The organism is Vibrio sp. 1249-1, assembly GCF_033340495.1.
This window is the reverse complement of record NZ_JAWOWJ010000011.1, coordinates 85,231-112,205: the sequence shown is the minus strand read 5'-3', so window position 1 is coordinate 112,205 and position 26,975 is coordinate 85,231. Positions and strand designations below refer to the sequence as shown.

The window sequence follows — 26,975 nt, the reverse complement described above, 5'->3', positions numbered from 1 at the left end:
ACTAATATTTTTGAGGTGCTATAGATGAGTGAAGCTGATGCTCGTCCATCAAACTTTATTCGCCAGATCATTGATAAAGATCTAGCGGATGGTAAACACACTAGCGTGCATACTCGATTCCCGCCGGAGCCAAATGGCTACCTGCATATCGGTCATGCTAAGTCTATCTGTTTGAACTTCGGTATTGCTCAGGACTACCAGGGTCAATGTAATCTGCGTTTCGACGATACAAACCCTGAAAAAGAAGACATCGAATACGTTGAGTCTATCAAGAAAGATGTAAACTGGTTGGGCTTTGAGTGGAGTGGTGAAGTATGTTACTCATCAAACTACTTCGATAAGCTTTACGAATATGCAATTGAATTGATTAACAAAGGCTTAGCGTACGTAGATGAGCTAAGTCCAGAGCAAATTCGTGAATACCGCGGCACACTAAAGGCGCCAGGTAAACCAAGTCCATACCGTGACCGTTCTGTTGAAGAGAACTTGGCGTTGTTTGAAAAAATGCGCGCTGGTGAATTTGAAGAAGGTAAAGCGTGTCTTCGTGCTAAAATCGACATGGGTTCTTCATTCATGGTCATGCGCGATCCAGTTTTATACCGTGTGCGTTTTGCTACGCACCACCAAACTGGTGATAAGTGGTGCATTTACCCAATGTACGACTTTACGCACTGTATTTCTGATGCATTAGAAGGCATTACGCACTCTATTTGTACGCTTGAATTCATGGATAACCGTCGTCTGTACGATTGGGTTCTAGACAACATCACGATCGAAAGCCGTCCACATCAATACGAGTTCAGTCGTTTAAACCTTGAATACACAGTGATGTCTAAGCGTAAGCTTAACCAGCTAGTTACTGAAAAACTGGTTAATGGTTGGGATGATCCACGTATGCCGACTGTCTCAGGTCTGCGTCGTCGTGGCTTCACACCTGCATCTATTCGTGAGTTTTGTAAGCGTATTGGTGTAACGAAGCAAGAAAATATGATCGAGTTTAGTTCATTAGAATCTTGTATTCGTGATGACCTAAACGAGAACGCTCCGCGTGCAATGGCTGTACTGGATCCTGTTAAAGTTGTTATCGAAAACTTTGAAGCAGGCGCAGTAGAAAACTTGACAGTTGCCAACCACCCAAATAAACCTGAAATGGGCGTGCGTGAAGTGCCATTCACGCGTGAATTGTGGATTGAGCGTGAAGACTTCCGTGAAGAAGCGAACAAAAAGTACAAGCGTTTAGTGCTAGGTAAAGAAGTTCGTTTACGTGGTGCTTACGTGATCAAAGCTGAGCGCGTTGAAAAAGATGCCGAAGGCAACATCACAACGATCTTCTGTTCTTACGATGCAGATACGCTAGGTAAAAACCCAGCAGATGGTCGTAAAGTGAAAGGCGTTATTCATTGGGTGTCAGCTGATAAAGCTCTTCCAGCGGAAATTCGTCTGTACGATCGTTTATTTACGGTGCCAAACCCAGGCGCAGCGGAAGATTTTGCTTCTACTATCAATCCTGAATCATTAGTTGTGATCAATGGCTTCGTCGAGCCTAGCCTAGCTTCTGCAGAAGCAGAAAAAGGTTACCAGTTTGAACGTATGGGTTACTTCTGTGCAGACTCGAAAGACTCTTCAGCAGATAATCTAGTATTCAACCGCACGGTTGGTCTACGTGATACCTGGGCAAAAATTGAGAATCAATAATCTCACTTAATGCTGAGAAAGATGAAAAAATGCCAGCAAACGCTGGCATTTTTTATACCTAATCCCACAGAGTGCTATATAGATGTGCAAAACTGTGGAGAAAAAAGATGGGTGTTTAGTAGCTTTTGTTCTGTAACCAAAGTACTGACGTCTAAGGTACTGACTTCTAGAAACAAAAAACGCCAGCATGTGCTGACGTTTACTTTTTAAATTAACAAACCCTTATTTTTTCGGTTTGTGTGCATCTGGATTGTCTTTACAACCACCATCGCTACACTTGCCGTACAAGTATAAGCTGTGGTTTGTTAGTGTGACATTGTACTTAGCTGCAATCTCTTTTTGACGTTCTTCAATAAGATCGTCAGAAAATTCAATTACCTCACCACAGTCTAGGCACACTAGGTGGTCGTGGTGATGTTGAGTCGATAATTCGAAGACTGACTTTCCACCTTCAAAGTGGTGACGAGTTACAATACCAGCATCGTCGAACTGGTTTAGAACTCGGTAAACAGTTGCTAGGCCAATTTCTTCACCTAGATCAATCAACTTTTTGTACAAATCTTCAGCACTGATGTGCTGGCAGTCTGGCTGCTGAAGTACTTCTAGAATTTTTAGCCTCGGAAGGGTTACTTTTAAACCCGCATCCTTCAGCGCCTGATTATTATCTGACATATACTTTCCCGTTGGATCATCTGCAGCGATTTAACAGAATTCAATCTTCCTACCATTATAGGATAAGCGTTCGGAACATTAAACCACGAACTTCAAAGGGTTAATAGAATCTTTTTGTAAATTAGAAACAGGTCCATTATATTACAGCTCTGACCAGTTACAATTGTGTAACATTAAGCTTGGAGAGGGCAGGGATAGCGATGAATAGGCGACTAGCGAAGATATACAAACCAGGAATTGTAAAGTTCGCACTCAATATTTGGCCTCCTTTTTGGGGGGCGGGTATTAAAATCTTACATATTTCTCAAGACTTCCGTACTGTAAAGGTACGTTTAAAGCTTCGCTGGTGGAATAAAAATGCCAATCGCACCCAATATGGCGGCAGTATTTTCTCTTTAACTGATCCTATTTACTCGTTGATGCTGATGGGGATTCTACGAGAGGAATATTATGTGTGGGATAAAGAGGCAAGCATTAACTTTATTAAGCCGGGGCAAAGTGATTTGTTTGCAGAATTTGAGGTCACTGAAGGGATGCTGGAAAACATTTATCAAATGACACGGAATGGAGAAAAGTGTTTTCCTGAGTTTATTACTCATGTAAAAGATAAACAGGGGAATGTGGTTTCAGAGGTTCAACGCAAGCTTTATGTAAGAAAGAAACCTCAGTATCGCGAAGAGGAAGTACTTACCGATGCTGTGTGACAATACATACAAAAAGACCTCCAAGTGGAGGTCTTTGTATCATTCAATTTGATTAGCCTTCTAGCTCAGCTAAACACATCTCTTCATAGATCTGTTTAACCCAGCTTTCAACACGCTCGTCAGTCAATTCTGGTTGGCGGTCTTCATCAATACATAGACCTACGAATTGGCTTTCGTCACCTTCAACAAGTGCTTTAGACGCTTCAAATTCGTAGCCTTCTGTCGAGGTATGGCCAAGAATTGTGCCGCCTTTAGATTCAACGATATCACGGACTGTGCCCATCGCGTCACAGAAGTATTCTGCGTAGTCTTCTTGGTCGCCACAGCCAAAGATAGCCACTAGCTTAGTAGAGAAGTCGATTTGCTCAAGCTCAGGGAAGAAGTCATCCCAATCACATTGTGCTTCGCCGTAGTACCAAGTTGGGATACCTAGAAGAAGAAGATCGAAGTTATCAATGTCTTCTTTGCTGCTTTTCGCGATGTCTTGAACGTGAACTAGATGTTTACCTAGTTGCTTTTGAATCATCTTTGCAACGGCTTCAGTATTACCTGTGTCGCTACCGAAGAAGATACCTACACTTGCCATAGAGTCTATACCTTTACATTGTTTGTTATTGGCGATGCTACTAAGGGTTTAACCTAACCCTGAGCCTTCCCAAGTTAGCTGAATTACACCTTTTGCAATAAAGCCAGCACAGCCTAGGAAAAGGACTAACCACACAATACGACGACCAAAAACAGGTACATTGCCTTGCTTTAGCACATCTTTTATCGCCATCCCGATGAAAAAAAAGATAGCAGCAAAAAGAAGATCGAGCCCAATAGACTCGAGCATATCCATATAGTCGTAAAGCATTTTAGCCCTTCATGCCGAAAAATCTTGGGCGCACTATACCACTGTTAAACGGTAAAGTTAATGCACTACAAGAAAGGTTATTTCAATAATCTAGTGTTGCTTTTCGAATTTGTTAACTCGAAATGTATTTTCGAATGACTCTCATTACTTCTGTCGGTTTCTCGGCGTGTAACCAGTGACCAGTGCCAGCGATAATGTGTGCTTTAGCATGGTTAAATTGTCGCTTCACTGCCGGCTGATGTTCTGGCATTAAGTAGTCAGAGTCGCCGCCTTTGATAAATAAAGTTGGGATATCTGTTGGTGTGATTTCTTGCCAGCCAATAATTTGGTCATAATTCTCAAAAAGGCTCGGTACGTTAAACCGCCAATCCATCTTATCGCCATTTTTGTACAGTGATTTAGAGAGAAATTGTCTTACACCATCGAGTTCAATATGTTGAGCTAGGATATCCATGGCTTGCTGTCGATTTGCTGGTTTTTCATTAATAACAGCATGTAAGCCGTTAAAAACATTATCGTGACGGTTCGTAGTGTAGGCTACAGGCGCCATGTCGAGAACGACTAACTGCTTGACTACATTTGGAGCAATGTCCACAAGAGCCATCGCGACTTTTCCGCCCATGGAGTGACCAATAACAATAGATGGCTCAACGTTTAAGTGCTGAAGGAGCTGAGCCACATCTTTTGCCATATCGGTATAGTTATGGACTTCGGAGTGGAAAGAGAGGCCGTGATTTCTCAGATCAATACTGATCACCGTGTGATCTTTAATAAGATCGCGGGCGAGTAGACCCAGATTACTTAAACTACCAAACAATCCGTGAATCAAAACAACTGTTTGGCCTTGGCCTTCCTGCTTATAGTTGAGTAATGCTGACATTTTATCTTATTCGTGATGGGTTTAACGTGGAGTATCCGCGTGGATCTCGTTATAATCCCCCAGAGTTTAAACATTGAGAATGTGAAAAGCGAATGAAAACAATTGAGGTTGATGAGGATCTATACCGTTATATAGCTAGTCAAACTAAGCATATCGGTGAAAGCGCCTCGGATATTTTGCGACGCCTTTTAAACCTTGATGGTCAGTTGCAGGAAGCTAAAGCCGCGCCTGTAGTAGAGAAGCCACAAGGGATTGTAGTAAGTAAAGATGCGGGTAAAACGGAATCTGTTGATGTAGTGAAAGAAATGCGTTCGCTGCTTATTTCTGATGAGTTTGCCGGTCTAAAAAAAGCGATTGATCGCTTTATGTTAGTATTATCGACCTTACATAAATTGAATCCAGAAGGTTTCGCCCAGGCTACGAATGTAAAAGGACGCAAACGCGTGTACTTTGCAGATAATGAAGAAACCTTGCTAGCAAACGGTAATACGACCAAGCCAAAAGCCATTCCTGGCACACCGTTTTGGGTTATCACGAATAACAATACAAGTCGTAAAAGACAGATGGTTGAACAAGTGATGGCACACATGGGGTTCCAACCTGACTTAATAGAAAAAGTAACAGGTTCAATCTAAGAAACCTGATAGAAGCCTCATAATGCGTCGCAGTGAGCGGATATTATGAGGCTTTTTTAATTTTTATTTGTATTGAAAGAAAGGATGTCAAACATGGCTATGCACCCTCGTGCTGGGCAAAAAGCGCAGCAGGAAGATCTTCACAATATCCCAGCACTCGTTGCTAACTACTTCTTACTTCAACCAGACGCGGCAAACGCAGAACACAAAGTTCAATTTGGTACTTCTGGCCACCGCGGTACTGCAGACAAGCACACTTTTAACGAAAACCACATTTTAGCGATCGCTCAAGCGGTAGCAGAAGTTCGTGCTGAGCAAGGCACAACTGGCCCGTTGTTTGTGGGTAAAGACACGCATGCGCTATCTGAGCCTGCTTTCTCAAGTGTGATTGAAGTACTGATTGCAAACGGTGTGAAAGTGATTGTCCAACAAGACAACGGTTACACGCCAACACCGGGTATTTCACACGCGATTCTGACTTACAACATCAAACACGATGAAAAAGCAGACGGTATCGTTATTACCCCATCACATAACCCACCACAAGACGGCGGTATCAAATACAATCCGACACATGGTGGTCCTGCAGAAGCTGAGTTGACTCAAGCTATCGAAGATCGTGCGAACGAATTGATTGCTGGAGGTTTACAAGGTGTTAAACGCCTACCACTAGCAGAAGCAAAAGCATCGGATCTGTTTGTAGAGATGGACTTGGTGAAGCCATACATCGATGACCTGGTGAACGTTATTGATATGGAAGCAATCCAAAAAGCGAACCTGAAGATTGGTGTAGATCCATTGGGTGGCAGCGGTATCGATTACTGGCGTCAAATTGGTCAGGCATACAACCTAGACCTAACGCTAGTAAGTGAATCGATCGATCCTTCTTTCCAATTCATGTCGCTAGATAAAGACGGCGTTGTGCGTATGGACTGTTCTTCTCCTTACGCAATGGCGGGTCTATTGGCACTGAAAGACGAATACGATTTAGCATTTGGTAACGATCCTGACTACGACCGTCACGGTATCGTTACGCCAAAAGGTTTGATGAACCCGAACCACTTCTTAGCCGTTTGTATTGACTACTTGTACCGTCATCGTGACGCGTGGGGTAAAGATGTCGCTGTTGGTAAAACACTAGTTTCAAGTGCGCTGATTGACCGTGTTGTTGCGGATCTAGGTCGTGAGCTATGTGAAGTGCCTGTTGGTTTCAAATGGTTTGTAGACGGTCTGTACACTGGTAAGTTTGGTTTCGGCGGCGAAGAAAGTGCTGGTGCGTCTTTCCTTCGTAAAGATGGCACGCCTTGGTCAACAGACAAAGATGGCATCTTGCTATGCCTTCTAGCAGCAGAGATCACTGCGGTAACGGGTAAGAACCCACAAGATTACTATGAAGAGCTAGCGGCGAAGCACGGTGAGTCGAAGTACAACCGTATTCAAGCTGTAGCAAATGGCCCACAAAAAGACGTATTGAAGAAGTTGTCACCAGAAATGGTTGCGGCTGAAACTCTAGCAGGTGATGAGATCACTGCTCGTCTAACGCATGCACCAGGCAATGGTGCTGCGATTGGTGGCCTTAAAGTAACGACAGCTAACGGTTGGTTCGCTGCTCGTCCATCAGGCACAGAGGACATCTACAAGATTTACTGTGAAAGCTTCAAAGGTGAAGAGCACCTAAAACAAATCGAAGCAGAAGCACAAGAGATCGTTAATCAAGTGTTTGCAGCCGCTGGTTTGTAAAACATCCAATGGTCAATGTATCTAGCAAAGGGTTGATGTGAAAACATCAACCCTTTCATGTTTAAGTGCCCCGAACAGCTTTATCTCCGGGCCATGAATCTGGTACCACAAACCAGAATTGACCGTCTTCCGTTTGTGCGTGTATGAATCGATCTAAAGGCTTTTCAATAGGTTGAGAGAAATCGTCTGTACCGGTCGCCCAGCATGGTTTATGTAAATGATAAAGGGGTTTACTAATTAAATCCCATTGACTTTGATAGCACCAGTAACCACTAATCTGACTTGGATTTAATTCATAACCCAAGCACTCCTTAGGAGTTGGCTCTGGAGTAAACGGATTAATATAGAGTCGTCCTTGCATCATTAGGCGCTCTTCTGGAGAGTCGTTTAAAGGAATTATTTTTTGAAATTCCGGGCGATCGCTCATTTTCAGTTGATGCGTGAGCATTCTATCCAATTTCGCATGTAACTGGTCGTGAGCATTCGGGCCATACCAAATGCCGTTGTAAAGAAGATAAAACTTAATCGCCACTTCCCAATGTTCTATCTGATTTGATTCTGTATTCCTCAACACCAAATCGACAGCACCAATGGTCTTACCTTCAGCGTCGTTTAACTGAATTTCTTCGGCAATAATCTGATATCGTTCTGAATTAGAAAGAGCCGCAGTGCATAGGTGCTGATATAAAAAACCCAGTCTCGGATTACCATTGTATTGTTCTGAGCTATTCAAAGGTTTGACCGAGACATCTTCTAAGGTTGCAAACGGAGGGCGTAACTTGAAAAGCGGAGGTGAAGTGGCGATCCATTGGTAAAAGCGTTGCAGTTGGTTCATCCGTATCCCTAAATGTATGGTGAGGCGACAAGCTTTGTTATTGTAACTAAATTTGCTTTTGAGGGTAGGGTGGCTAGCATCGATATTAGGGTTCGAGATACACTTTAAATACCTAAATGATATCAAGGTGCCAGATGTCAAAACGTTGTTGTATCAACTAGGTTGCACACTCTCGGTCTGATTTCATCGAGAGGTTATTTAGGTTTACATGCGCTAGAAATTGGAAGTAATAATGAATAACTTAAAGCTAGAACAGATTCTTAATGACAAACTGTCACCGCAGTTAATTAAAGATTACGCACCAAACGGGTTACAGGTAGAAGGGACGCCAGCCGTAAAGCGTATTATCACTGGCGTAACCGCCTCTCAAGCCTTAATCGATAAAGCGATTGAGCTTAATGCAGACGCATTGCTTGTTCATCATGGCTATTTTTGGAAAGGTGAGCCTGAGCCAATTCGTGGCATGAAAGGTAAACGAATTCGTAGCCTGATCAAAAATGATATCAACTTATATGGTTATCACCTTCCTCTAGATATTCATCCAGAGCTAGGCAACAACGCTGAATTAGCTCGCTTACTTGAAATCGAAGTAGAAGGTGGGCTTGAAGGGCACCCTCAGTCAGTTGCTATGTTTGGGCGCTTGAAAAAGCCGATGTCTGGTGTTGAATTTGCGAGTAAGATCAACCAAGTTCTTGAAAGAGAGCCTCTGCATATCGCTCCAGAGAATACTGATAAGATGATTGAGACAGTCGGCTGGTGTACTGGTGGAGGGCAGGATTTCATTGAACTTGCTGTACAGCACGGGCTGGATGCATTTATCTCTGGAGAAATTTCAGAGCGCACCACTTATACTGCTCGTGAAATGGACATTCATTACTTTGCTGCAGGTCATCATGCTACTGAGCGTTATGGTGTTCAGGCCTTAGGCAAATGGCTAGCGGATGAATATGGCCTACATGTGGAGTTTATCGATATTGATAATCCGGTTTAGCGTTCTCCATTAATAACGTTAAACGCAAAAAAGAAAAAAGGGTTGAGACGAAAATCTCAACCCTTTTGTTTGTCTATCTTCGTACTAAAAGATCATTCACGTTCGTGAAGTGGAGAAAACTCACGTTGTGTTTCGCCAGTGTATAGCTGACGAGGACGACCGATGCGGTTCAGTGGATCGCTGTGCATTTCGTTCCAGTGAGCAATCCAGCCGATGGTACGAGAAATCGCGAAGATAACCGTAAACATAGAAACTGGAATACCAATCGCTTTAAGAATGATACCTGAGTAGAAGTCTACGTTCGGGTACAGCTTCTTAGACACGAAGTACTCATCAGAAAGTGCAATGCGCTCAAGTTCCATTGCAACGTCTAGCAGAGGGTCTTGAATGTTTAGCTCTTTGAGAACTTCATGACACGTTTCGCGCATTACTGTCGCACGTGGGTCGTAGTTCTTGTAAACGCGGTGACCAAAGCCCATTAAGCGGAATGGGTCATCTTTGTCTTTCGCGCGGTCTACATATTCAGGGATGTTATCGACGCTGCCAATCTCTTCTAGCATTCTCAAGCAGGCTTCGTTTGCACCACCGTGAGCGGGTCCCCAAAGGGATGCAATACCAGCGGCAATACATGCAAATGGGTTCGCACCAGAAGAGCCAGCTAGGCGTACAGTTGATGTCGACGCATTCTGTTCGTGATCCGCGTGTAGAGTGAAAATCTTATCCATCGCACGGGCAACCACAGGATTTACTTCATACTCTTCGCAAGGGTTTGCGAACATCATATGCAAGAAGTTCTCAGCGTAGCTAAGGTCGTTACGAGGGTAAATAAATGGCTGACCGATAGAGTATTTGTAACACATCGCCGCCAGTGTTGGCATTTTTGACAGCAGACGGTACGCTGCAATTTCGCGGTGTTCGTCGTTGTTAATGTCAAGAGAGTCGTGATAGAAGGCTGCAAGTGCTCCAACTACACCACACATTACCGCCATTGGGTGAGCATCGCGTCGGAAGCCATGGAAAAAGCTTGCGATTTGCTCGTGTACCATTGTGTGACGAGTAACGGTCGTTTTGAATTGCTCGTATTGTTCTCGGGTAGGGGCTTCACCATAAAGAAGGATGTAACATACTTCTAAGTAATCTGCGTTATTGGCTAATTGATCAATCGGGAAACCGCGGTGCAAAAGAATACCTTTGCCGCCATCGATGTACGTGATTGATGATTCACAAGATGCAGTGGCAAGAAAACCTGGGTCAAAAGTAAAGTAACCATTGGCTCCCAGCTTACGAACGTCAATTACAGGTGTACCTAGCGTACCGTCCATAATTGGCAGTTCGATTGGCGCTTGACCTTCAACATGAAGGGTCGCTTTCTTATCCGCCATAACAATCTCCTTTGTTTATTATTTAATCCGTCCAGGATGTTTATGTGCCATTTTTGTACTGTTGTTAAAGCTTAAAGTCAATTTTTCTCCATCTTTGTGTGCACTTGTTATGATTTTTCTCATGAAAATCGTTAAAAATCTGTTCTATGTAGCATAATTTGTTACACCAATTGTATTAGAATGTTGCTCGCCGTATATTGGCAAAGAAAATTTTAGTTAAATCCTTATAAATTCGGGGCTAGAAACAAAGAGTGAGGTTTGTTGCTGGATTCCGTTTGTTAACAAATTGTTTACAATTATCTGAGTGGTTACTCGCGATATTTGTTAAATAGATGTTAACTTTTGTACGTTTGGAAGCTGAAATTGGTTATAACAATAAATGCTCAATGGAGCTGAGTGAGCAAGCCCGTGAAAGAAAGAAAGTCAAGACCTGTTAATTTAGATTTACAGACCATCCACTTTCCTATCACAGCAATCGCATCCATCCTACACCGTGTGTCTGGGGTAATTACGTTTGTTGCGGTGGGTATATTACTGTGGTTACTATCCATTTCTCTGTCATCCCCAATGGGTTTTATGGAAGCCGCTGACATCGTCGATAGCTTCTTCGTAAAATTCATCCTGTGGGGAATTCTTACTGCACTTGCCTACCACATCGCAGGTGGTATCCGTCACTTATTGATGGATCTAGGTCACTTTGAAGAACTAGATTCAGGCACGATGAGCGCTAAAGTCGCGTTTGGTGCAACAGCAGTATTATCATTATTGGCGGGGATCTTGGTATGGTAAAACACGTATCTTCATTTGGTCGTAATGGTGTACACGATTTCCTACTAATTCGTGCAACTGCAATCATTATGACGCTATACACGATTTATCTGATTAGCTTCTGTGCGTTTTCAGATATCTCTTACGCATCTTGGACCCAATTCTTTGGTGGTACCTTCACTAAAGTATTCACCATGTTGGCACTTGTCTCGATCCTGATTCACGCATGGGTTGGTTTGTGGCAGGTATTAACTGATTACATTAAGTGCGCGAAACTACGTGGCGCACTACAACTTGGTGTTATTGCCGTGCTATTCGGCTATGTCTTCTCTGGTCTATTTATTCTGTGGGGTGCGTAAGTGTCTATTCCAGTTCGTGAGTTTGATGCCGTAGTAATCGGCGCTGGTGGTGCAGGTATGCGCGCTGCACTACAAATTTCAGAGCAAGGCCTATCATGTGCTTTGTTGTCAAAAGTATTTCCAACACGTTCTCATACTGTGTCTGCACAGGGCGGCATTACCGTTGCTCTGGGTAACTCGCACAAAGACGATTGGCAATGGCACATGTACGATACCGTTAAAGGTTCCGACTACATCGGTGACCAGAACGCGATTGAATACATGTGTAAAAATGGTCCTGAGTCAGTTATCGAGCTTGAAAAAATGGGTCTTCCATTCTCTCGTTTTGATAACGGTACCATATACCAACGTCCATTCGGTGGCCAATCTAAAGAGTTTGGTGGTGAGCAGGCTGCTCGTACAGCCGCTGCTGCAGACCGTACTGGTCACGCACTTCTTCACACGCTTTACCAGCAAAACGTAAAACACAAAACAACCATCTTCTCGGAGTGGTACGCTTTGGATCTTGTGAAAAACCAAGACGGCGCAATCATGGGTTGTACTGCGATTTGTATGGAAACGGGTGAAATCTGTTACTTCAAATCGAAAGCAACCATTCTAGCTACAGGTGGAGCAGGTCGTATTTACGCATCGACCACTAACGCGCACATCAACACGGGTGATGGCGTTGGTATGGCACTTCGCGCAGGCGTTCCAATGCAAGACATGGAAATGTGGCAGTTCCACCCAACAGGTATTGCTGGCGCGGGTGTTCTAGTGACGGAAGGTTGTCGTGGTGAAGGTGGTTACCTTCTAAATAAAGATGGTGAACGCTTCATGGAGCGCTACGCACCAAACGCGAAAGACCTTGCTGGTCGTGACGTGGTTGCTCGTTCAATGATGATTGAAATTCGTGAAGGCCGCGGCTGTGATGGTCCTTGGGGTCCACATATCAAGTTGAAACTTGATCACCTTGGTAAAGAAGTACTTGAATCACGTCTACCAGGTATCTGTGAACTGTCTCGTACATTTGCACACGTTGACCCAGTGAAAGAGCCAATTCCAGTAATTCCAACTTGTCACTACATGATGGGTGGTGTACCTACTCAAGTCTCTGGCCAAGCAATTAAGCAGAAGGCCGACGGTAGCGAGATGGAAGTACAAGGCCTTTACGCATGTGGTGAGATTGCTTCTGTATCGGTACACGGTGCTAACCGTCTGGGCGGCAACTCATTACTAGACTTGGTCGTATTTGGTCGTGCTACTGGCTTGCACCTTGGCGAAACGCTAGCAGCGCAAGCAGAAGCTCGTCCTGCAACAGAATCTGATATTGAAGCGTCTCTAGCGCGTACTATGCGTTGGGAAAACAGCACTGGTGGTGAAGATCCAGTTCAGATTCGTAAAGACCTACAAGCATGCATGCAAAACAGCTTCTCGGTATTCCGTGAAGGCGATGCGATGGCAACCGGTCTAGAAGAGTTGAAAGTGATTCGCGAACGTTTGAAAGATGCGCATCTAGCGGACAAGTCTTCAGAGTTCAACACGCAGCGTATTGAGTGTCTAGAACTTGATAACCTGATGGAAACCGCGTTTTCAACTGCCGTTGCAGCAAACTACCGTACAGAGAGTCGTGGCGCACATGCTCGTTTCGATTTCCCTGAGCGTGATGATGAGAACTGGCTATGCCACTCTATCTACAATCCGGAAACAGAAGCGATGACTAAGCGTGATGTGAACATGACGCCAACGCATCGTGAAGCTTTCCCGCCGAAAGTACGTACATACTAAAGGGAGGATACGACTATGAAATTAAACTTCTCTTTATACCGTTACAATCCGGATGTGGATACCAAGCCTTACATGAAAGAGTATACCCTTGAGGTAGACGAAGGCTCAGACATGATGGTGCTTGATGCATTGATTCTGCTAAAAGAGCAAGATCCAAGCATCGCGTTCCGTCGCTCATGCCGTGAAGGGGTATGTGGTTCTGATGGTTTGAATATGAATGGTAAAAACGGCCTAGCGTGTATCACACCGTTATCTGCTCTACAAGGCGATAAGATAGTTATTCGTCCACTACCAGGGTTACCTGTCGTGCGCGATCTTATCGTTGACATGACGCAGTTCTATGATAACTATGCGAAAGTTAAACCATTCTTGATTGATGATGGTGCATTACCACCATCACGTGAGAACCTACAATCGCCTGATGATCGTGCGCATTTAGATGGATTGTACGAATGTATCATGTGTGCATGTTGTACAACGTCTTGCCCATCATTCTGGTGGAACCCTGATAAATTCATCGGCCCAGCTGGTCTTCTCGCAGCGTACCGTTGGCTAATTGATAGCCGCGATACGGCAACAGATGAACGTTTGTCTGATCTTGATGATGCATTTAGCGTTTTTCGTTGCCATGGCATCATGAATTGTGTAAGTGTTTGTCCTAAGGGATTAAATCCGACGAAAGCCATCGGTCACATTAAGTCGATGTTGGTTAATCGTTCGGTTTAATTTACTCGCTCTTAGGAATGTCGCAGTGTTGCGGATCACCCGATATGACCGCTTCACTGCTTCAGTAATATTCGAGTAAAGAATACAAAAATTGCCGACCGTATTTTTAGTCGGCTCTTATAGCTCGGCAAAGACCGAAGCAAACGTGAAAACTACTGGTTAAGGGAAAATATGCACAACGGCGTGATGAAGGCATGGCTCGAGTCTTCACACTTGGCTGGCGCCAATGCAACGTATGTAGAGGACCTCTACGAACTGTATCTAAGTGATCCCGATCTGGTAAGTGAGGAGTGGAAACGTGTTTTTGAAGGCTTGCCTAAGCCATCAGAAGAAGTGGCAGAACAACCACATTCACGTGTCCGTGACTACTTCCGACGACTCGCTAGAGAAACAAAGCATTACAATGTCCAAGTTAGTGACCCAGATGTCGATGCAAAACAAGTAAAAGTTCTACAGCTAATCAACGCATACCGTTTCCGCGGGCATGAAGCTGCAGAATTAGACCCACTAGGTCTATGGCAACGCCCAACAGTGGCGGAGTTAGACCCTGCTTTTCATAATCTTACCGAAGATGACTTCGAAGAAACTTTCAACGTAGGTTCTTTTGCTGTTGGGCAAGAAACCATGAAGTTGAAAGATATCTATGAAGCCCTCAACAAAACTTATTGCGGTTCCATCGGTGCTGAATACATGCACATGACTGACACAGAGCAAAAGCGTTGGATTCAGCAACGCCTTGAGTCTGTCGTAGGCCAGCCATCATTCAACAAAGATGAGAAGCGCACATTCCTAGAAGAGCTAACAGCCGCTGAAGGTTTGGAGCGTTACCTCGGGGCGAAATTCCCAGGTGCAAAACGTTTCTCTTTAGAAGGTGGTGATGCGCTGATTCCGATGACGAAAGAGTTGATCCGTCATGCGGGTACAAGTGGAATGCGTGAAGTGGTTATCGGTATGGCTCACCGCGGTCGTTTGAACATGCTGGTGAACGTACTTGGTAAGAAACCTCAAGACCTGTTTGATGAGTTCGCCGGTAAACACGACGAAACTTGGGGTACGGGTGATGTGAAATATCACCAAGGTTTCTCTGCTGATTTTGCGACTCCTGGCGGTGATGTTCACTTAGCACTTGCATTTAACCCGTCGCACCTAGAAATCGTAAACCCAGTAGTCATGGGCTCAGTTCGAGCACGTCAAGATCGCTTGGGTGATAATCAAGGTAGCAAAGTGCTTCCTATCACCATCCACGGTGATTCTGCAATCGCTGGTCAGGGTGTGGTTGCCGAAACGTTCAACATGTCTCTTGCTCGTGGGTTCCAAGTCGGTGGTACGGTACGTATCGTCATCAACAACCAAGTAGGCTTTACGACGTCTAATCCTCGTGACACGCGTTCTACGATGTACTGTACCGATATCGCGAAGATGGTGCAGGCGCCAATTTTCCATGTAAATGCAGATGACCCAGAAGCAGTTGCTTTTGTTACTCGCATTGCATTGGATTACCGTAACGAGTTCAAGCGCGATGTCGTGATCGATCTTGTATGTTACCGTCGCCACGGCCACAATGAGGCGGATGAGCCAAATGCGACTCAGCCTTTGATGTACCAGAAAATCAAAAAGCATCCTACACCACGCAAATTGTATGCAGATGTTCTGATCGATAAAAATGAATCAGATATCGAGACAGCGACTCAGTTAGTCAATGAGTATCGCGATGCATTAGATCGCGGTGAAGTGGTTGTTAAAGAATGGCGTCCAATGGCGTTGCACTCTGTAGACTGGTCCCCTTACTTAGGGCACGAATGGGATATGGAGTGGGATTCAAAATACGACAAGACACGCCTTATTGAGCTAGGCAATCGTCTGTGTCAGTACCCAGAAAGCCATAAACTGCAAAGCCGTGTTAATAAGCTATACAACGATCGTCTAGCAATGATGACCGGTGAAAAAGCCATTGACTGGGGTATGGCTGAAACATTGGCGTATGCTACATTGGTTGACGATGGCAAGCGTATTCGTCTTTCTGGTCAGGACTCGGGTCGTGGTACTTTCTTCCACCGTCACTCGGTTCTTCATAACCAAACCGATGCAAGCACTTACATTCCATTAGCGAATATTCATGACAACCAAGGGCCATTCCAAGTCTTTGACTCAGTATTGTCAGAAGAAGCTGTGTTGGCGTTTGAATACGGTTACGCAACAGCCGAACCAGGTGGTTTAACTATCTGGGAAGCACAGTTTGGTGATTTTGCCAACGGTGCACAAGTTGTTATCGACCAGTTTATCTCGTCAGGCGAGCAAAAGTGGGCGCGTTTGTGCGGTCTTACTATGCTTCTACCTCATGGTTATGAAGGTCAAGGCCCTGAGCACTCATCTGCACGTTTAGAGCGTTACCTTCAGCTTTGTGCTGAGCAAAATATGCAGGTTGTGGTTCCTTCAACACCGGCTCAGGTGTACCACATGATTCGTCGTCAGGTTGTACGCCCAATGCGTCGACCTCTCATTGTTATGTCGCCGAAATCTTTGCTGCGCCACCCTCTATGTACTTCAACGATTGAAGACTTGGCGGATGGTACATTCCAATCTGCAATTCCAGAAGTAGATGATTTAGAACCAAGCAAAGTGAAACGTGTCGTGTTCTGTGCTGGTAAGGTTTACTTTGACCTACTAGAGCAGCGCCGTAACAACGAGCAAGACGATGTTGCTATCGTGCGTATTGAACAGCTTTACCCATTCCCAATGGAAGAAGTACAAGCAGCAATTGCTCAATACACTAACGTTGAAGACTTCGTGTGGTGTCAGGAAGAACCTCAGAACCAAGGTGCTTGGTACTGTAGCCAACATAACTTCCGTGCCGCTATTCCTGCAGGTGCAAATCTTAAATACGCAGGTCGCCCAGCTTCTGCTTCGCCAGCAGTTGGCTACATGTCGGTGCACTTGAAACAACAAAAAGCGTTGGTTGAAGACGCTCTGAACGTGAACTCAAAAACTTCGAATTAAGAATTAGAAGTTAAAGGAAGAAACAGATATGACAATTGAAATTCTGGTTCCAGATTTACCTGAATCAGTTGCTGACGCAACCGTAGCGACATGGCACAAACAACCAGGCGACGCAGTAGAGCGTGACGAGGTTTTGGTTGACATCGAAACAGACAAAGTTGTGCTAGAAGTTCCAGCTCCGGAAGCTGGCGTTTTAGAAGCTATTGTTGAAGCAGAAGGTGCGACAGTACTTTCTAAACAAATCATTGCTAAATTGAAGCCAGGCGCAGTTGCAGGTGAACCAACTGCAGACAAAACAGAAGGTACTGAAGCATCTCCTGATAAGCGTCACAAAGCTGCGCTTAGCGAAGAAAGTAATGACGCATTAAGCCCAGCAGTGCGCCGTTTGTTGGCTGAACATGGCTTAGAAGCAAGCCAAGTGAAAGGCACTGGTGTTGGTGGTCGTATTACGCGTGAAGATATTGAAGCGCATCTTGCGAACGCTAAATCTGCGTCAAAAGAAGACTCGCCAGCAGTGGTTGACGTGCCGGCAGCGGCTCGCAGTCAGAAGCGTGTTCCAATGACTCGCCTTCGTAAGACAGTCGCTAACCGTCTGCTAGAAGCGAAGAACAACACGGCAATGCTAACGACGTTTAACGAAGTGAACATGAAACCAATCATGGACCTTCGTAAGCAGTACAAAGATCAGTTCGAAGAGCGTCACGGTATTCGTTTGGGCTTCATGTCTTTCTACGTGAAAGCAGTAACAGAAGCGCTTAAGCGTTACCCAGAAGTAAATGCTTCGATTGATGGCGATGACATTGTTTACCACAACTACTTCGACATTAGCATGGCGGTATCAACTCCACGTGGTCTAGTTACACCTGTCCTAAAAGACTGTGACAAGCTTGGTTTCGCTGATGTTGAAAAAGGCATCAAAGAGCTGGCTATTAAAGGTCGTGATGGCAAGCTAACGGTAGACGAGCTAATGGGCGGTAACTTCACTATCACAAACGGTGGTGTGTTCGGTTCACTAATGTCTACACCAATCATCAACCCACCTCAATCAGCGATTCTTGGTATGCATAAGATCCAAGAGCGTCCGATGGCAGTGGATGGCAAAGTTGAAATCTTGCCGATGATGTACCTAGCGTTATCTTACGATCACCGCCTAATTGATGGTCGTGAATCAGTTGGCTTCCTAGTAACGATTAAAGAGTTACTAGAGGACCCAGCACGTCTCCTATTAGACGTTTAATATCGCTAAAACGTCTAGTTATCGTAGGTAGCTAGACGTTAAAAATTTCAATGGCTAGACTAGCTCAACGTTTGGCCTTCATTTGAATCCTTCAGTATGAGAACTCATGATGAAGGATTGATTTGAGAAGACCCTACAGACGTACAAGCAGCCAAGACTGCAGCGTTATGGAAATAATAAATCCCTTAAGGGAAAAACAAACGGAATATCGAAATGAATTTGCATGAATACCAAGCCAAACAGCTGTTTGCAGAATTCGGTTTGCCTGTGCCAGAAGGCTACGCGTGTGATACACCACAAGAAGCTTTTGAAGCCGCAGGCCGTATTAGTACAGCCAAGAAAGTAGTTAAATGTCAGGTTCACGCTGGTGGCCGTGGTAAAGCGGGTGGCGTAGAGCTACACGATACAAAAGAAGGCGTTAAAGAGTTTGCACAGAAGTGGTTAGGTAAAAACCTAGTGACTTACCAAACTGACGCTAACGGTCAGCCAGTAACAAAAATCCTTGTTGAAGAAGCTTCAAATATTGCGAACGAACTATACCTAGGTGCGGTAGTTGACCGTGCTAGCCGTAAGATCGTTTTCATGGCTTCTACCGAAGGTGGTGTGGAAATTGAAAAAGTTGCGGAAGAAACGCCGGAACTCATCCACAAAGCAGCAATTGACCCACTAGTAGGTCCACAAGCTTACCAAGGTCGTGAGCTAGCGTTCAAACTTGGTCTTGAAGGCGACCAAATCAAACAATTCGTTAAGATCTTTATGGGTCTTGGCACTATGTTTTCTCAGTACGATCTTGCTCTGCTAGAGATCAACCCACTTGTGATTACTGGTGAAGGCAACTTGCTATGTCTTGACGGTAAGATCAACATCGACTCAAACGCACTGTATCGTCAGCCTAAGCTTCGTGAAATGCACGATCCTTCACAAGAAGATGAGCGTGAAGCACACGCAGCTCAGTGGGAGCTGAACTACGTAGCACTAGACGGTAACGTTGGCTGTATGGTTAACGGTGCAGGCCTAGCAATGGGTACGATGGATATCGTAAACCTACACGGCGGCAAACCAGCTAACTTCTTAGATGTAGGTGGCGGCGCGACGAAAGAGCGTGTTGCTGAAGCATTCAAGATCATCCTATCTGATGACAATGTGAAAGCGGTACTTGTTAACATCTTCGGTGGTATTGTACGTTGTGACATGATCGCAGAAGGTATTATCGGCGCGGTTAAAGAGGTAGGCGTAAGCGTACCTGTTGTTGTTCGTCTTGAAGGCACTAACGCTGACCTAGGTCGCGAAGTTCTTGCTAATTCTGATGTTGATATCATTGCTGCTGAGTCGCTAACTGATGCTGCTCAGAAAGTTGTTGCTGCTGCGGAGGCTAAATAATGTCTGTATTAATTAACAAAGACACTAAAGTAATCTGTCAGGGGTTCACTGGTGGTCAAGGTACTTTCCACTCAGAGCAAGCTATCGCATACGGTACGCAAATGGTTGGCGGTGTGTCTCCAGGTAAAGGTGGCCAAACTCACCTAGGTCTTCCTGTATTCAACACAGTTCGTGAAGCAGTAGAAGCGACTGGCGCAACAGCGACAGTCATCTACGTACCAGCACCTTTCTGTAAAGATGCAATCCTAGAAGCGATTGACGCGGGTATCGAGCTAATCGTAACGATTACTGAAGGTATCCCTACTACAGATATGATCGACGTAAAAGTGAAGCTAGAAGAAACTGGCGTTCGCATGATTGGTCCTAACTGTCCGGGTGTTATCACTCCTGATGAGTGTAAGATCGGTATCATGCCTGGTCACATCCACAAGAAAGGCAAAGTAGGTATTGTATCTCGTAGCGGTACTCTAACTTACGAAGCAGTTAAACAAACCACTGACGAAGGTTTCGGCCAGTCTACTTGTGTTGGTATCGGTGGTGACCCAATCCCGGGTTCAAACTTCATTGATATCCTAAAACTGTTCCAAGAAGACCCTGAGACAGAAGCGATCGTTATGATCGGTGAGATCGGTGGTACTGCAGAAGAAGAAGCAGCAGCATACATTAAAGAAAATGTAACGAAGCCAGTGGTTTCTTACATTGCTGGTGTAACTGCGCCTCCTGGTAAGCGTATGGGCCATGCTGGTGCGATTATCTCTGGTGGTAAAGGTACTGCTGAAGACAAATTTGCTGCACTAGAAGCGGCTGGCGTTAAAACTGTGAAATCTCTAGCAGAGATTGGCCAAGGTCTACGTGAAGTGACGGGTTGGTAATCGACCACACTACTTAATAAGTATTAAAAAGCCTGCGATTTCGCAGGCTTTTCTTTTTCCGTTTCCGTGGATTTATGTTTGTTGTTAGCAAGGTCTTTCGCGTTTAATGCTCAATGCGATTATGCTTTGCTTTTAATCAGCTGGCTCAGCATAAATAAGGATGTTGCGCTGATCACTACGGAAGGGCCGGCCGGTGTATCGAAGTGCCATGATAGGCTAAGCCCCATCAGTACTGCCACTGAGCCAATAATGGATGCGAACAATGCCATTTGCTCTGGTGATGAAGAGACTTTACGTGCTGTTGCTGCTGGGATAATTAGGAGCGAAGTCATGATCAACGCGCCAACGAACTTCATACCTACTGCGATTACTACACCCACCATTAGCATTAACACCAATCTAACTAAGTCTGTATTCACGCCCTCAACAGCGGCAAGTTCTTCACTAACAGTACTAGAAAGCAGTGGGCGCCAGAAGACGTACAAACACGCACTTACCGCAACAACACCTGCGTAAATAAACATCAGATCTTGTGGAGAGACGGCAAGTAAGTCCCCAAATAGGTAGCTCATTAAATCGACGCGCACGTTTTCCAAAAAGCTAACCGATACTAAACCGATAGAGAGTGCACTGTGTGCCAAGATACCTAACAACGTGTCTGTAGCCACAAGTTGTTGCTTTTGCAGAGTGACAAGCAAAACGGCCAGAGCTAAACAGCAGACGAGTAGGGCAAGGTAGAGATTTACATTGAGCAAAAAACCCAGCGCTAGGCCCATTAATGATGCATGAGCTAGGGTATCTCCGAAGTAAGCCATTTTACGCCAAACGACAAATGACCCAAGCGGACCGGCAATGATCGCGATACCAATACCAGCAAGAATAGAAGGTAGGAGAAACTCAATCATGATGGTGATGTCCGTGTTTATGGTGGGAGCATGATATCGCATCACCGCTTACTGGCGTTCCGGATAAATCGTGATGATGATGCTCATGGTCGTGATGATAAAACGCGAGAGACTCTCTCGCAGCATTGCCAAATAGTGCGATGTAAGAAGGGTGCTGAGTAATAGTGGCAGGTGAACCTGAGCAGCAAACATGGTGATGCAGACAAATAACATCGTCCGTTTTCGCCATCACTAAATGTAAGTCATGCGACACCATAAATACGCCACAATCAAAGCGGTGACGAATGCTCTCAATTAAGTCATAGAGATCGATTTGACCTTGGATATCCACACCCTGAGCTGGTTCGTCTAATACCAACAGCTGAGGACGCTGAAGCAGAGCGCGCGCCAGTAACACTCGTTGGTTTTCACCACCGGATAAGCGATGCATATTACTATTAAGTAAATGTTCAGCGCCAACAAGCCTTAATGCATCAATGCACTCCTGCTTACTGTATTTTCCTGCTAAATTTAGGAAGCGGGTTACATTCAATGGAAGGGAGTCATTGAGCTTCAACTTTTGAGGAACGTAACCAATTTTCAGTTTTCTTTGTCGGTTCAACTTGCCGCTAGTTGGCTTTTGAAGACCTAAGATAACTTTGACTAACGTTGATTTTCCCGCTCCATTGGGACCAATTAGGGTAGTTATTTTGCCCTTTTCTAATTCCATACTAATGTTATCGAGAACTCTGCGGCCATCGAACTCGACGCATAACTGCTCAAGATGGACTAAGGAAGACATGAATGAAACTCATTTGCAAATCAATAATGTTATAATGTAACATTATCTCACTTTCCACGCCATATCCCAAGTAAAACTATGAAAAGAGCATTAATTCTTGCTGCCTCAGCAATGTTAACACTTCCAGCACAGGCAGTAACGGTACTGACGAGTATCAAACCTATTCAGTTGTTAGTAACAGAGCTTACTCAAGGAGTAACTTCACCAGACGTGCTATTGCAGTCTAACACATCACCCCATGACTATGCTTTGCGTCCATCGGATGTTAAAAAGGTCGCTTCGGCTGATTTGGTTATTTGGTACGGACATGATCTTGAACCGTTTCTAGAGAAAGTTGTTTCGGATAGATCGAATACTTTGACTATTAGTCAAATTCCAAATCTAGAATTGCGTGAATTTGATAGTGAGCACAACCATGACCATGATGGGCACGATCATGGCTCACATGATCCGCACTTTTGGCTAGGTGTAAGCCAAGCACAACAAGTGGCCAAGGCTGTTGTGAATCAACTTGTATCACTTGATCCGGAAAATGCAGCTCAATATCAAGCGAACCTCAAAAAGTTTGAACTCGAGCTAAAAGACACTGACCAACAGATAAAGCAGAAGCTGGCACCAGTAAAAAACAAAGGTTACTTTGTATTCCATGATGCTTACGGTTATTTCGAAGATCGTTATGAACTAAATCAAAAGGGGCATTTTACTGTGAGCCCAGAACGAAAGCCAGGAGCGAAGACCTTAATTCAAATTCGTCAAAAGCTAAGTGGTGGAGATGTGGCTTGTGTATTTTCTGAACCTCAGTTTACCCCGGCTGTCGTTCAGAGCGTAATGAGAGGCAGTGACGTCGCTAAAGGCGAGCTTGACCCGTTAGGGAGTACAATTGAAGCAAAACCTGGCAGTTACTTTACTTTTCTCAACAATATGGCGAATAGTTTTGAGCAATGCTTGAACAAAAAGTCAGATTAAGTGCTGTCGTAATGTAGGAGTAGTCTTTTTAACGTGATCCAGTAGTAAGAATTACAACCTTTGGTAAGGCGAGCCTTTTCTCAGAAAGTAATTGAGATATCATTACCAATAATTATCAGCTCAAAATAACCGTATCAATCCATGCTTTACAAACGATGAACGGTCACTTTCCGAGCACAAATTGATACAAAAGGTTTTCGTCTTGCTACGCCAATTAGCCCTTGCTCTGTTGGGCTTTGTCTTATCCTACCAAGCATTTGCGCTTCATAATGCAAATGCAATCTTTTACCCTTTGCCAACTCAGGCAAAGGGTACTTTTATCGCGGCTAAAAAGTTGTTCTTGGGTGAAAAGGGCGGTTTGTGGATTCATGACGTACACGGACGAGTCCTGTTTTACGATGGTCAAACTATATTACCTAAATCAGGTAGCTTCCTACAAACGTCGGCTAAGCAGTTGGCTTATCATAAAGGTGCTTTTTGGACCTTTATTGAAAATGAGGTCTATCGAACCTATCCAAATCAGGAACGACGTTTAGTCTTTAGTTTAAATCCAGGCTCACAAATAAGAAAAATAGGGTCTTCAAAGAACTATATTTGGGTGAGTGATGGCGCGCATTTCTATACCTACAATATCGACACTAGCGAATTAAACTCTTTCTCTCTATTGCAGCTCTATCAACATAGTAATAATAGCTACGTTTACATTAATGATGCGGTGCTAGTTGAAACGAAGTGGGCACTAGCAACGACTTCCGGCTTCTATCTTTCTGAAGGTGATAAGTTTGACCATGTCGCTGCCTCAGGTCAAAACTACATTGAGAAAGTCTATTATTCACACACGCGAAGAGAAATTTTGATAGGTACATTGCGTGGCGCTTTAATTTTCAACATTTACCAGCCTGATAAAGAAGTGATTAGAATTGGCGGCTCACATGTTTTGACATTCGCAGAGACAAATCAAGAGTATTGGGTGGGGACAGAGCATGGCCTTTATTTGTACTCATTTTTTTCAGGTGAGGTCACCGAAGTCGCGCCTGCAAGTTTTCTTGAGTTAGAGTTAGACAACACGAAGATTTATTCGTTGTTGAGCGACAATATAGGAGGGATGTGGATTGCGACTAACCAAGGTATTCGTTATTACTCGCTATTTAGTAAAAAATTTGAACGAGTGACCTTTAGTAGTTATGACTCACACACCCTATCAGGACGAATTCGGCAAACTATTGAAGGTCCTGATGGTGCGCTTTGGTTTGCTGATGACCGAAAGATTTATCGTTCAGGAAAGAGTGGGATTAACCAAGTCTTAGAGTTGGAGTCGCAGATCAATGAATTTGCGTTTCAAAACGGCATGCTTTGGCTTGCAACCTCAAAAGGGCTGGAAATATTTGAGCTAAATGGTCTCAACAAGATTACATTTCCTTATTTACAGGTTATAGCCGGACATGCCGTAGAGCATGTGACCGTTGATGGTGATGACCGTCTTTGGGTATCAAGCGGATACCACCTTTACAATGTTGATACTGCTGCACAAAGCGTACGAAACTTTGGAAGTGAGTGGCTAGTAAGTCAGTATTTGCCTGCTAAGGTTACGCGCCTATATGATACTGAAGACGCCCTATTAATAGGCACCGATCATGGCGTATACCAATACAGCAATGACAACATCCAGTTTATCCGTTTTTCAGAAAAGTTTGGTGAATCATTAGACATGACCACGGCGGTTGATGGCAGCCAGTGGTTTGCTTCATCTTATGGTGTGTTTAAAACTGATACACGAAGCGATGAAAAACGTGTTGTTGAAATGAGTGAGCCCAACGCCAGACCTGCTTGCTTGATCAGAGACAGGCAAGGTGTATGGTTAGCTTCCTCTGTCGGTTTAAGCTATTACCACCTTTCGGGTGAGTTAGTGAAACATTACTCATCGTCATCAGGCTTAATGAACAATGAGTTCCTCCCTGGTATTTGTAGCGTTATACAGCAGACAGAAATTGGTGAGCGAGAGCTTGTTCTGGGGTCGAAGTACGGACTCGTAAAAGCAGAAGCATCCAAGCTGCTTGTATCTAACCCCCCAGAGTCTAAGTTTATTGTTAGCCAAGTTGTGCTTGAAAATGAAGTTCTGCAAGTTGGTAGTGCCGATCTGAATGGGCTCACACTGCCATATGGATCTTCGCTGAGTTTTTTATTCGGTGTGATGCCAAAACCAGACAGTCAAAACTTGTACTATCGATTGAACAACGATGACCCATGGCAAACGTTAGAGGGGGGCCAACTGACACTCGAGCACCTTAGTTCCGGTGAATATCACTTGCAGGTCAGTAATGAGTCTCAAGTTGCCGCTGGAGTCGTTGGTTTAGAATCTCACTTTATCGTCCTTCATCCTTGGTATCTATCGCGATTTGCTATTTTAGGCTTTGTCGTAGCTAGTATTGCGGTCGTCGCATTACTTGTTTTCTGGCGCTCTCGCTACGTTGTACAGGCTAACCGTGATCTAGCAGCTCAAGTGACTCTCAAAACGAATCAGTTAAGACATCAAAGTAGAGTGTTGCTTACGAGCAACCAGCAATTACGTAAACAGATTCAAGTTAGAAACCTACTCGTAGACCATGTAGCTCTATCCATAAAATCAAGCGTCGACTTTATTGTGGCGAAACTACCTATGCCTCTCGATACTGCGACGGAGGATCATTTGGCTAAAACGAATTGGCAGTTAAATGAACTCAAAAGTGTTCCAAGTGATGTAAGTGGTGGGAGTCAGAACTACAACTTGAGTCAGATAACTCAGTCAGTGGTTGATGTATGGCAAGATGACTTTGCAAAAGCGGGTATTTTGGTAGAGCTAGAAGATGAGAGCAAGCAGAGCCGGGTTGCTCTGGAAAGTTTTAATCTTGATGTTATTTTCAATAGCATTTTTGCCAATATCATCAAGCGCTCTTTCCGAGGTCAAACGGTTAGAATTATGCTAGAAGAGGGACATGATATTGTGTCATTGAGCTTTCTTGATTACGGGACGCAATTACCTAATAAAGTCGCGACTGGGCTTCCATCTAACTTAAATCACTCTGAGTTGAGTATTGACCACCTTGCCCAACTAGTGACAACGAGTGGTGGTTATTTGGCTGTCTTCTCTTCTGATGCTCAAAACAAAGTCGAGATTACATGGCCATCTGCGAAGGAAAGGAGTTATCTGGATGAACCGCAGCAAGAACTCAATCCTGTAACTATTGCAGAAGATCAAGTCACACCAGAGAAAGAGTGGTTGCAAAAAGTCTATCAATTAGTGGCAGAGCATTACCATGATCCTGAATTTGGCACTGCGTCAGCCGCTAAAATGCTGTATATGTCTGAACGCTCTTTGCAGAGACGTTTTAAATCTGCCTCGTCAAGAACGTTAAAAGACTATGTCACAGAGGTTCGTTTGGAAACGGCGTGTGAAAAGTTATTGGCGGGTGAGAAAATCAGTGAAGTCGCCTTTAACTGTGGCTTTAATGATCCATCTTACTTTAGCCAAAAGTTTAAGCTGCATTTTGGTTTGCCCCCTTCCAAGTTTGCTTTGACTCAAGAAAGCCAAGAAATTAACTAGAAAACCTTCATTATACGCTCCCTAGTTAATAGTTAAGATGCTGGGGAGCTGCATACAGTGCTCTATTATTGCTGCAGTTGCTAACGCAGTAAGTTTCATTGTTTCTTCATCACATCTAGCCTACAAATCCATTCTCAACACGTAAGCACGATCACGTTCTATCTGTTAGTCGCGATGTTCATAGCAATAAGCATAAATGGCTTCAAGAGAATGATTTACTGATAGTTGCAACAAATAAATGACAGTT

The 26,975-nt window shown here is 44.3% G+C and carries 23 protein-coding genes; 15 read left to right on the top strand and 8 right to left on the bottom strand.

The annotated features are described in order from the left end of the window. The first annotated feature begins 24 nt into the window (after nucleotides 1-24). Nucleotides 25-1,695, top strand: coding sequence for a glutamine--tRNA ligase (gene glnS, locus R7Z50_RS18285; RefSeq protein WP_005382124.1), 1,671 nt, complete (start codon nucleotides 25-27; stop codon nucleotides 1,693-1,695). 222 nt (nucleotides 1,696-1,917) lie between these two features. Here glnS and fcrX read toward each other — a convergent pair whose 3' ends face one another. Then, nucleotides 1,918-2,367 carry a ferric iron uptake transcriptional regulator FcrX gene (gene fcrX / locus R7Z50_RS18280; RefSeq protein ID WP_005382141.1) on the bottom strand — a complete coding sequence of 150 codons (450 nt, stop codon included), beginning with the start codon at nucleotides 2,365-2,367 and terminating at the stop codon, nucleotides 1,918-1,920. Between the two features lie 200 nt (nucleotides 2,368-2,567). Here fcrX and R7Z50_RS18275 point away from each other — a divergent pair, with 200 nt between their 5' ends. Further along, on the top strand, nucleotides 2,568-3,071 hold the full coding sequence (locus R7Z50_RS18275; protein ID WP_005382144.1) for a DUF4442 domain-containing protein: 504 nt from the start codon (nucleotides 2,568-2,570) through the stop codon (nucleotides 3,069-3,071). Between the two features lie 52 nt (nucleotides 3,072-3,123). On the opposite strand, the gene fldA is transcribed toward R7Z50_RS18275, so the two are convergent. From fldA to R7Z50_RS18260, 3 genes are all read right to left on the bottom strand, one after another. Further along, nucleotides 3,124-3,657, bottom strand: a complete 534-nt coding sequence (gene fldA / locus R7Z50_RS18270; RefSeq protein ID WP_005382146.1) for a flavodoxin FldA — start codon at nucleotides 3,655-3,657, stop codon at nucleotides 3,124-3,126. A gap of 48 nt (nucleotides 3,658-3,705) precedes the next feature. Beyond that, the gene (locus tag R7Z50_RS18265; protein WP_005393038.1) at nucleotides 3,706-3,927 is read right to left on the bottom strand and encodes a DUF2788 domain-containing protein; all 222 of its coding nucleotides are present in this window, start codon (nucleotides 3,925-3,927) and stop codon (nucleotides 3,706-3,708) included. A gap of 112 nt (nucleotides 3,928-4,039) precedes the next feature. Then, entirely contained in the window at nucleotides 4,040-4,807 is a 768-nt protein-coding gene (locus R7Z50_RS18260) for an alpha/beta fold hydrolase (protein WP_017819953.1), read from the bottom strand. Between the two features lie 92 nt (nucleotides 4,808-4,899). On the opposite strand from R7Z50_RS18260, the gene seqA reads away from it, so the two are divergent. Together seqA and pgm are read left to right on the top strand one after the other, a co-directional pair. Further along, nucleotides 4,900-5,442 carry a replication initiation negative regulator SeqA gene (gene seqA / locus R7Z50_RS18255; RefSeq protein WP_005382149.1) on the top strand — a complete coding sequence of 181 codons (543 nt, stop codon included), beginning with the start codon at nucleotides 4,900-4,902 and terminating at the stop codon, nucleotides 5,440-5,442. A 93-nt stretch (nucleotides 5,443-5,535) separates the two neighbouring features. Next, on the top strand, nucleotides 5,536-7,182 hold the full coding sequence (pgm, locus tag R7Z50_RS18250) for a phosphoglucomutase (alpha-D-glucose-1,6-bisphosphate-dependent) (protein WP_065274259.1): 1,647 nt from the start codon (nucleotides 5,536-5,538) through the stop codon (nucleotides 7,180-7,182). Between the two features lie 61 nt (nucleotides 7,183-7,243). Here the strand turns inward: pgm and R7Z50_RS18245 are convergent, their stop codons facing one another. After that, nucleotides 7,244-8,017 carry a DUF1853 family protein gene (locus R7Z50_RS18245; protein ID WP_213915115.1) on the bottom strand — a complete coding sequence of 258 codons (774 nt, stop codon included), beginning with the start codon at nucleotides 8,015-8,017 and terminating at the stop codon, nucleotides 7,244-7,246. Between the two features lie 232 nt (nucleotides 8,018-8,249). Here R7Z50_RS18245 and R7Z50_RS18240 point away from each other — a divergent pair, with 232 nt between their 5' ends. Beyond that, nucleotides 8,250-9,008, top strand: a complete 759-nt coding sequence (locus tag R7Z50_RS18240) for a Nif3-like dinuclear metal center hexameric protein (RefSeq protein ID WP_025766984.1) — start codon at nucleotides 8,250-8,252, stop codon at nucleotides 9,006-9,008. 92 nt (nucleotides 9,009-9,100) lie between these two features. Here the strand turns inward: R7Z50_RS18240 and R7Z50_RS18235 are convergent, their stop codons facing one another. Next, the gene (locus tag R7Z50_RS18235; RefSeq protein WP_005382163.1) at nucleotides 9,101-10,390 is read right to left on the bottom strand and encodes a citrate synthase; all 1,290 of its coding nucleotides are present in this window, start codon (nucleotides 10,388-10,390) and stop codon (nucleotides 9,101-9,103) included. Between the two features lie 396 nt (nucleotides 10,391-10,786). Between R7Z50_RS18235 and sdhC the strand changes: the two genes are divergently transcribed. The 8 genes from sdhC to sucD all read left to right on the top strand — a co-directional run bounded on the left by sdhC (nucleotide 10,787) and on the right by sucD (nucleotide 20,496). Further along, nucleotides 10,787-11,179, top strand: coding sequence for a succinate dehydrogenase cytochrome b556 subunit (gene sdhC / locus R7Z50_RS18230; RefSeq protein ID WP_017634811.1), 393 nt, complete (start codon nucleotides 10,787-10,789; stop codon nucleotides 11,177-11,179). Then, nucleotides 11,173-11,517 carry a succinate dehydrogenase, hydrophobic membrane anchor protein gene (sdhD, locus tag R7Z50_RS18225; protein WP_005382169.1) on the top strand — a complete coding sequence of 115 codons (345 nt, stop codon included), beginning with the start codon at nucleotides 11,173-11,175 and terminating at the stop codon, nucleotides 11,515-11,517. The genes sdhC and sdhD overlap by 7 nt, the downstream gene beginning before the upstream one ends. Further along, the gene (sdhA, locus tag R7Z50_RS18220; protein WP_005382172.1) at nucleotides 11,518-13,284 is read left to right on the top strand and encodes a succinate dehydrogenase flavoprotein subunit; all 1,767 of its coding nucleotides are present in this window, start codon (nucleotides 11,518-11,520) and stop codon (nucleotides 13,282-13,284) included. Nucleotides 13,285-13,299: 15 nt separating this feature from the next. Next, nucleotides 13,300-14,010 (top strand): succinate dehydrogenase iron-sulfur subunit, encoded by a 711-nt coding sequence (locus tag R7Z50_RS18215; protein WP_005382174.1) that lies wholly within the window; start codon nucleotides 13,300-13,302, stop codon nucleotides 14,008-14,010. A gap of 171 nt (nucleotides 14,011-14,181) precedes the next feature. Next, nucleotides 14,182-17,007 carry a 2-oxoglutarate dehydrogenase E1 component gene (gene sucA, locus R7Z50_RS18210; protein WP_005382176.1) on the top strand — a complete coding sequence of 942 codons (2,826 nt, stop codon included), beginning with the start codon at nucleotides 14,182-14,184 and terminating at the stop codon, nucleotides 17,005-17,007. Between the two features lie 28 nt (nucleotides 17,008-17,035). Beyond that, nucleotides 17,036-18,244: a 2-oxoglutarate dehydrogenase complex dihydrolipoyllysine-residue succinyltransferase gene (gene odhB / locus R7Z50_RS18205; RefSeq protein ID WP_005382177.1), complete on the top strand. Its 1,209-nt coding sequence runs from the start codon at nucleotides 17,036-17,038 to the stop codon at nucleotides 18,242-18,244. A 213-nt stretch (nucleotides 18,245-18,457) separates the two neighbouring features. Next, a complete protein-coding gene (sucC, locus tag R7Z50_RS18200) occupies nucleotides 18,458-19,624 on the top strand; it encodes an ADP-forming succinate--CoA ligase subunit beta (RefSeq protein ID WP_005382179.1) in 1,167 nt (388 codons plus the stop codon). After that, nucleotides 19,624-20,496 carry a succinate--CoA ligase subunit alpha gene (sucD, locus tag R7Z50_RS18195; RefSeq protein WP_005382181.1) on the top strand — a complete coding sequence of 291 codons (873 nt, stop codon included), beginning with the start codon at nucleotides 19,624-19,626 and terminating at the stop codon, nucleotides 20,494-20,496. The genes sucC and sucD overlap by 1 nt, the downstream gene beginning before the upstream one ends. Nucleotides 20,497-20,615: 119 nt before the next feature. On the opposite strand, the gene znuB is transcribed toward sucD, so the two are convergent. Then, entirely contained in the window at nucleotides 20,616-21,401 is a 786-nt protein-coding gene (znuB, locus tag R7Z50_RS18190) for a zinc ABC transporter permease subunit ZnuB (protein WP_005382183.1), read from the bottom strand. Then, a complete protein-coding gene (gene znuC, locus R7Z50_RS18185) occupies nucleotides 21,394-22,182 on the bottom strand; it encodes a zinc ABC transporter ATP-binding protein ZnuC (RefSeq protein WP_017634809.1) in 789 nt (262 codons plus the stop codon). Before znuC ends, znuB begins: the two co-directional genes overlap by 8 nt. A 78-nt stretch (nucleotides 22,183-22,260) precedes the next feature. Here znuC and znuA point away from each other — a divergent pair, with 78 nt between their 5' ends. Both znuA and R7Z50_RS18175 read left to right on the top strand, forming a co-directional pair. Then, nucleotides 22,261-23,148: a zinc ABC transporter substrate-binding protein ZnuA gene (gene znuA, locus R7Z50_RS18180; RefSeq protein ID WP_318149192.1), complete on the top strand. Its 888-nt coding sequence runs from the start codon at nucleotides 22,261-22,263 to the stop codon at nucleotides 23,146-23,148. Nucleotides 23,149-23,350: 202 nt separating this feature from the next. Further along, nucleotides 23,351-26,728 (top strand): helix-turn-helix domain-containing protein, encoded by a 3,378-nt coding sequence (locus R7Z50_RS18175; RefSeq protein ID WP_318149191.1) that lies wholly within the window; start codon nucleotides 23,351-23,353, stop codon nucleotides 26,726-26,728. Nucleotides 26,729-26,975 lie beyond the last annotated feature (247 nt).